5 protein-coding genes are annotated in these 6,079 nt (G+C 71.3%); 1 reads left to right on the top strand and 4 read right to left on the bottom strand.

The window, feature by feature from the left end:
• Nucleotides 1-155: 155 nt before the first annotated feature.
• The 3 genes from HUV06_RS14145 to HUV06_RS14135 all read right to left on the bottom strand — a co-directional run bounded on the left by HUV06_RS14145 (nt 156) and on the right by HUV06_RS14135 (nt 4,709).
• Nucleotides 156-1,598, bottom strand: coding sequence for an MATE family efflux transporter (locus HUV06_RS14145; RefSeq protein ID WP_217433893.1), 1,443 nt, complete (start codon nt 1,596-1,598; stop codon nt 156-158).
• A 167-nt stretch (nt 1,599-1,765) separates the two neighbouring features.
• Entirely contained in the window at nt 1,766-3,388 is a 1,623-nt protein-coding gene (locus tag HUV06_RS14140) for a carboxyl transferase domain-containing protein (protein ID WP_174301896.1), read from the bottom strand.
• A gap of 136 nt (nt 3,389-3,524) precedes the next feature.
• On the bottom strand, nt 3,525-4,709 hold the full coding sequence (locus HUV06_RS14135) for an isovaleryl-CoA dehydrogenase (RefSeq protein WP_174301895.1): 1,185 nt from the start codon (nt 4,707-4,709) through the stop codon (nt 3,525-3,527).
• Between the two features lie 170 nt (nt 4,710-4,879).
• Here HUV06_RS14135 and HUV06_RS14130 point away from each other — a divergent pair, with 170 nt between their 5' ends.
• Complete coding sequence (locus HUV06_RS14130) at nt 4,880-5,326, top strand: DMT family transporter (RefSeq protein WP_174301894.1); 447 nt, start codon at nt 4,880-4,882, stop codon at nt 5,324-5,326.
• Here the strand turns inward: HUV06_RS14130 and HUV06_RS14125 are convergent.
• The coding region (locus HUV06_RS14125) for an AI-2E family transporter (protein WP_174301893.1) at nt 5,292-6,079 on the bottom strand (788 nt) is incomplete at its 5' end. The genes HUV06_RS14130 and HUV06_RS14125 overlap by 35 nt on opposite strands.

The following is a 6,079-nucleotide window of genomic DNA, read 5'->3' as shown; positions in this document are numbered from 1 at the left end:
TGGCGGGGGTCGCCGCGGTCAGGGCCGCCTGCGCGCTCCGGTGCGCCGCGGCGCGCACCCGCCGGGGAAGCGTCTTCCAGAGGCGCTTCACAGCCGGGCCGGGCCGCAGGCGATCGAGGCGATCAGAGCTGCTCCTCGAGACTGTGGCACCGCGGTCAGGCCGGGACGTGCAGCCCCGCGCCCTGCTGCTCGGCCGGGGCGAGGGCGCGCTGTTCGGCGTCGGGCGCGGCGGCCGACACGCCCATCCGCATGGCGCGCCAGCCGCCGAACCGGTAGTAGGCGGCGGCCATCAGCACCGACGCTCCCGAACCGAGCGGGTAGCTCCACCACAGCGCCTCCGGCCCGAGCAGGCGCCCGAGGCCCACCGCCGCGCCGATGCGGACGGGGAACATGGCTATGGCCAGCATCACCAGCGGAGCGATCACGGAGCCGTTGGCCCGCACCACCCCCATAAGCACCATGGTCGCCCCGAACAGCACGAAGCCCCAGCTGACCACCAGGTTGATGTGGGCGGCGATGGGGATGGCGGGGCTGCCGGCCGGCAGGAAGATGGCCAGGGCCGCCCTGTCCGCCACCCCCACCAGCAGGATCAGGCCGCCGGTCATGACCAGGTTGAACAACAGGCCGGAGCGGGTGATCCGGCCGATCCGGTCCCACCGTCCCGCCCCGATGTTCTGGGCCGCCATGGCCGAGACCGCCGAGCCGATCGCCATCGACGGCATCTGGATGTAGGTCCAGAGCTGGGATGCCACGCCATAGGCCGCCGTGGTGGCCAGGCCCCTGCGGTTGACCAGTCCGATCATGGTCAGGGCGGCCACCGACACCACCATCATCTGGAAGGCCATGGGCAGGCCCTTGGACACGATGATGCGCACCAGTTCGGGATCGGGGCTCAGGTAGCGCAGCTCCGCTCCGCGCAGCCGCAGCGGCAGGTCGCGGACGTAGACATAGACGACCAGGGCCGCCAGGCTGAGATAGTTGGCGACGGCGGTGGCGGTGGCGGAGCCGGCGATGCCCAGGGCCGGGATCGGCCCGAAGCCGCGGATGAAGACGGGGTTCAGCCCGCTGTCGAGCAGCACGCTCAGCCCCATGAACCAGAGCGGGGTCAGCGAGTCGCCCGCCCCGCGCAGGCCCATCATCAGGATGACCAGCAGGAAGGCGGCCGGCATGGAGAGCAGGATCACCCGCAGATAGGTGAGGGCCAGCGCCATGGCCGGCCCCGGCGTCGCCAGCAGCCTGAGCAGGGCCGGCGCGCCGATCCAGCCGACCACGGCGGTGAGCACGCCGATGGCGAGCACCAGGCCCACGGCCGCCCCCACGGCGCGGCGCGCGGCGTCCAGGTCGCGGCGTCCCATGCTCTGGCCCACCAGGATGGTGGCGGCCATGCCGAAGCCGAATACGCCGGCCGACATCAGGAACATGACCAGGTTGCAGTTGGAGGTGGCGGCCAGCGCGCCTTCGCCTAGCAGGTGGCCGATCCAGACCGTGTTGATCGACCCGTTCAGCGACTGCAGCACGCTGGAGGCCAGGGTCGGCAGGGTGAAGGCGATCATCGCCCGCCCGATTGATCCGGTGGTCAGATCACGGGTCTTCCCCATAGCCTTCGCCCGCCGGTCCGGCTTACCGGATGTCTCCGCATCGCTCATGCGCGGGCTGCCCCCTGTAGGTTACTGGCTCGGCGGGCGCACTGCGTCCCCAGACGCTTTATCGGGCGCCTTCGTCTGCATCGCCAGAGGCATCGCCCTGTCGAGCTCAGGTTGACCGCTCACATCCGGAAGATGCCGAAGCAGGGCTCCGGTATGGGAGCGTTGAGGCTGGCTGCGAGCGCCAGGCCCAGCACGTCGCGGGTCTGGGCCGGGTCGATTATCCCGTCGTCCCAGAGACGCGCGGTGGCGAAGTAGGGGTCGCCCTCGGCCTCATAGCGCTCACGGATGGGCGCCTTGAAGGCAGCCTCGTTCTCGGCCGGCCAGGCTTCCCCCTTGGCCTCGAGGTTGTCGCGCCGGATCGTGGCGAGCACGCTGGCCGCCTGCTCGCCCCCCATGACGCTGATCCGGCTGTTCGGCCAGCTCCACAGGAAGCGGGGCTGGTAGGCGCGCCCGCACATGCCGTAGTTGCCCGCCCCGAAGCTGCCGCCGATCAGCACGGTGAACTTGGGGACGTTGGCGGTGGCGACCGCGGTGACCATCTTGGCTCCGTCCTTGGCGATGCCCCCGGCCTCGTAACGACCGCCAACCATGAAGCCGGAGATGTTCTGCAGGAAGACCAGCGGGATCGACCGCTGGCAGGCCAGCTCGATGAAGTGCGCCGCCTTCAGCGCCGACTCGCTGAACAGCACCCCGTTATTGGCCAGGATGGCGACCGGACAGCCCCAGATGTGTGCGAAACCGGTGACCAGGGTGGTCCCGTACAGCGCCTTGAACTCGTCGAACTCGCCCGCGTCGGCGATGCGCGCGATCACCTCGCGCACGTCATAGGGGGTGCGGAGGTCCGGCGGGACCACGCCGTAGAGCTCCGCCGGGTCGAAGGCGGGGGGCCGCGCGGGGCGGCGGTTGACGGGGGCGGTGATGACCGGTCCGAGCCTCGCCACGATGGAACGCACGATCTGCAGGGCATGGTCGTCGTCCACCGCCACGTGGTCCACCACGCCGCTCCGCCGCCCGTGGGTGTCGGCCCCGCCGAGTTCGGTGGCGGAGATGACCTCGCCGGTGGCGGCCTTCACCAGCGGCGGCCCGGCCAGGAAGATGGCGCCCTGGCTCTCGCCGCCCCGTCCGCGCACGATCACCGTCTCGTCGCTCATGGCCGGCACGTAGGCCCCGCCGGCGGTGGACAGCCCCATGACGCAGGCGATCTGGGCGATGCCTCGGGCGCTCATGTTGGCCTGGTTGTAGAAGATGCGGCCGAAGTGCTCGCGGTCGGGGAAGACCTCGGCCTGGTGCGGCAGGTTGGCCCCGCCGCTGTCGACCAGATAGACGCAGGGGAGGTGGTTCTCAGAGGCGATCTCCTGGGCGCGCAGGTGCTTCTTCACCGTCATGGGGAAGTAGACCCCGCCCTTCACCGTGGCGTCGTTGGCCACGATCATCACCTCGCGGCCCGCCACCCGCCCGATCCCGGTCACCAGCCCCGCCCCCGGCGCATCGCCGTCGTAGAGCCCGTGGGCGGCGAGCGGCGCGACCTCCAGAAAGGGTGCGCCGGGATCGAGGAGGCGCGCGATACGCTCCCGCGCCAGCAGCTTGCCGCGGGAGACATGGCGGGCGCGGATGGCCTCGGGGCCGCCGAGCGCCGCCTGGGCGGTCACCGCGCGCAGCGCCTCCACCAGGGCGCGGTTATGGGCGGCGTTGGCCTGGAAGGCGTCGGACGAGGTGCTGAGCTTGGAGGCGAGCTTGGGCATCAGGCAAGCAGCCCCGTCGCCGCCGTCTCCCCCGGACTTGTTCCGGGGGTCCAGAGCTCCTCCTCCAGCGCCTCCGGGCCTGGGCGCCCGGAACAAGTCCGGGCGAGACGGTGGAGGGGAGGGAGACGCAAAGACATCACCCCTGCACCACCACTTCGGGCTCGCCGACCAGCTCGCGTCCGATCAGGAAGCGGCGGATCTCGTTGGTGCCGGCGCCGATGTCGTAGAGCTTGGCGTCGCGGGCGAAGCGCTCAACCGGGAAATCCTTCAGATAGCCCGCGCCGCCCAGCGCCTGGATCGCCTCCAGGGACACCTTCACCGCGTTCTCGCTGGCCAGAAGGATGGCGCCCGCCGCATCGAATCGGGTGGTGCGCCCCGCGTCCGCCGAGCGGGCCACCGCGTAGACATAGGCCCGGGCCGAGTTCAGGGCCACGTACATGTCGGCCACCTTGGCTTGAATGAGCTGGAAGTGGCCGATGGCTCGGCCGAACTGCTTCCTCTCCCGCACATAGGGCAGCACCACGTCCAGGCAGGCCTGCATGATGCCGAGCGGCCCCGCCGCCAGCACCGCCCGCTCGTAGTCGAGCCCGCTCATCAGCACGCCCGCGCCCTTGTTCAGCGGGCCCATGACGTTGTCGGCCGGGACCTCGCAGTCTTCCAGCACCAGCTCGCCCGTGTCGGAGCCGCGCATGCCCATCTTGTCCAGCTTGCGGCTGACCCGGAAGCCCTTGAACCCGCGCTCGATCAGGAAGGCGGTGATGCCCCTGGAGCCCGCCGCCGGATCGGTCTTGGCATAGACCACCAGGGTGTCGGCATGGGGCGCGTTGGTGATCCAGAACTTGGTCCCGTTCAGGACGTAGGCGTCGCCGCGCCTGTCGGCCCGCAGCTTCATCGACACCACGTCCGAGCCCGCCTCCGCCTCGCTCATGGCCAGGGCGCCCACGTGCTCGCCGCTAATCAGGGGCGGCAGGTAGCGGCGCTTCTGCTCAGGCGTGCCCCAGCGCCGGATCTGGTTGACGCACAGGTTGGAGTGGGCGCCGTAGCTGAGGCCGATGGAGGCGGAGGCCCGGCTCACCTCCTCCATCGCCACCACATGCTCCAGATATCCGAGCCCCAGGCCGCCGAACTCCTCCTCCACGGTTATCCCATGCAGGCCGAGATCGCCCATCTGCGGCCACAGCTCGCGTGGGAAGAGGTTGCTCGCGTCGATCTCCGCGGCGCGGGGGGCGATCACGTCGGCCGCGAACCGCGTGGTGGTCTCGCGGATCGCGTCCGCCGTCTCGCCGAGGCCGAAATCGAAGGCGGCGTGGGGTGAGGACATCCTGTCTCGAGCTTTCCAGGGCGCCGGCCGGGCCCGGAGCGGCCCGCGCGGGCGCGGCGGCCCCTCTATATCCGTCGGCGTCCGCCGCGCCACTCCCCGCCCGGAGTGAACCTTGGGCGACGGCGGGGCTTGTGGAGGGGCCGGGCCGCCTCGCGTCGGCAGGACCCGCCATGCTGCAGCTCGCCATCCCCTTCCTCGCCGTCCTGTTCGTGGGGCTGGGCATCGCCATCGAGACGCCCACCAACGCCCTGCTCGGCAAGAGCTTGAACTCCGCGCTCTGGGCCTCGCTGGTCTCCTTCATCGTCGGCACGCTGGTCCTGGGCGTGGCCGCCGCCGCGACTCGGCCGCGGCTGCCGGAGGGGTGGAGCGCAGCAACGCCCTGGTACGCCTGGGTGGGGGGCGTCTACGGCGCGGCGGTGGTGCTGGCCTCGGCCTGGGCGACGCCCAAGCTCGGCGCGGGCGCCACCCTTGTCGTCATCGTCGCGTCCCAGGTCGCGTTGGGCGTGGCCCTGGACCATTTCGGCGTCTTCGGCCTGACCCAGCACCCCGCCGGCTGGCTGCGGATCGGCGGCGTGCTGGTGGTCACGATCGGGGCGGTGCTGGTGTCGGTGGGCTGAGCGGCTCTGCCTCGTAGGCGGCCTTCAGCCAGATGCGGGTGCAGGCGGCGACGGGCACGGCGAGCAGCAGGCCGGTGACGCCGAACAGCACGCCCCCCACCGCATAGCTGAACATCACCACCACCGGATGCACCGCCACCGAGCGCCCGAGCACCGGGGGCGCCACCACGTCGTCGATGACGAAGCGCAGGGTGACGCCGTAGCCCACCATGAAGGCCATGGCCGCCAGGTTGTGCAGCTGCAACGCCAGGACGGTCACCAGGATCGCCGAGATCAGCGGGCCGACCGCCGGCACCGTTTCCATCACCCCCAACGCCAGTGCCAGCAGGGGCGCGCCCGGCACGTGCAGGAAGAGGCCGTAGCCGAGCCAGACCATGAAGGCGGTGAACACCACGATCACCAGCACGCCCACATAGAACCGCCGGAACACCGACACCATCTGGGGCAGCACGCGATTTAGCCCGCCCCGCTGGGCGGGCGGCACGAGCCACAGGGCGCCTTTCGCCAGCTCGGGACCGGACAGCATCATGTAGAAGCTCGCCGCGGCGAACAGCACCGCGCTCGCCGCCGCCGCCAGCAGCAGAGAGCCCAGCCGAGCCGCCGGCGCCAGCATCAGCCCGGACTTCAGGTGCGCCTCCAGCCCGTCGGCCGCCTGATCCGCCGTCAGGTGCAGCCCGAACGCCTGGATGCCCGTAGGCCCGAGCAGGCGGCCCAGCGCCGCACGGACGGGCTCGGCCCCGGCTGCGCCCAGGT

It is taken from the genome of Caulobacter sp. S45, from assembly GCF_903642205.1.
Taxonomy (GTDB): domain Bacteria; phylum Pseudomonadota; class Alphaproteobacteria; order Caulobacterales; family Caulobacteraceae; genus CAHJWH01.
The sequence above is the reverse complement of the archived record's forward strand: the minus strand, read 5'-3'. Positions and strand labels throughout refer to the sequence as shown.

Coding starts and splice junctions, on each gene's coding strand:
- HUV06_RS14145 (WP_217433893.1), bottom strand. CDS start 1,598: ATGGGGAAGACCCGTGATCTGACCACCGGATCAATCGGGCGGGCGATG.
- HUV06_RS14140 (WP_174301896.1), bottom strand. CDS start 3,388: ATGCCCAAGCTCGCCTCCAAGCTCAGCACCTCGTCCGACGCCTTCCAG.
- HUV06_RS14135 (WP_174301895.1), bottom strand. CDS start 4,709: ATGTCCTCACCCCACGCCGCCTTCGATTTCGGCCTCGGCGAGACGGCG.
- HUV06_RS14130 (WP_174301894.1), top strand. CDS start 4,880: ATGCTGCAGCTCGCCATCCCCTTCCTCGCCGTCCTGTTCGTGGGGCTG.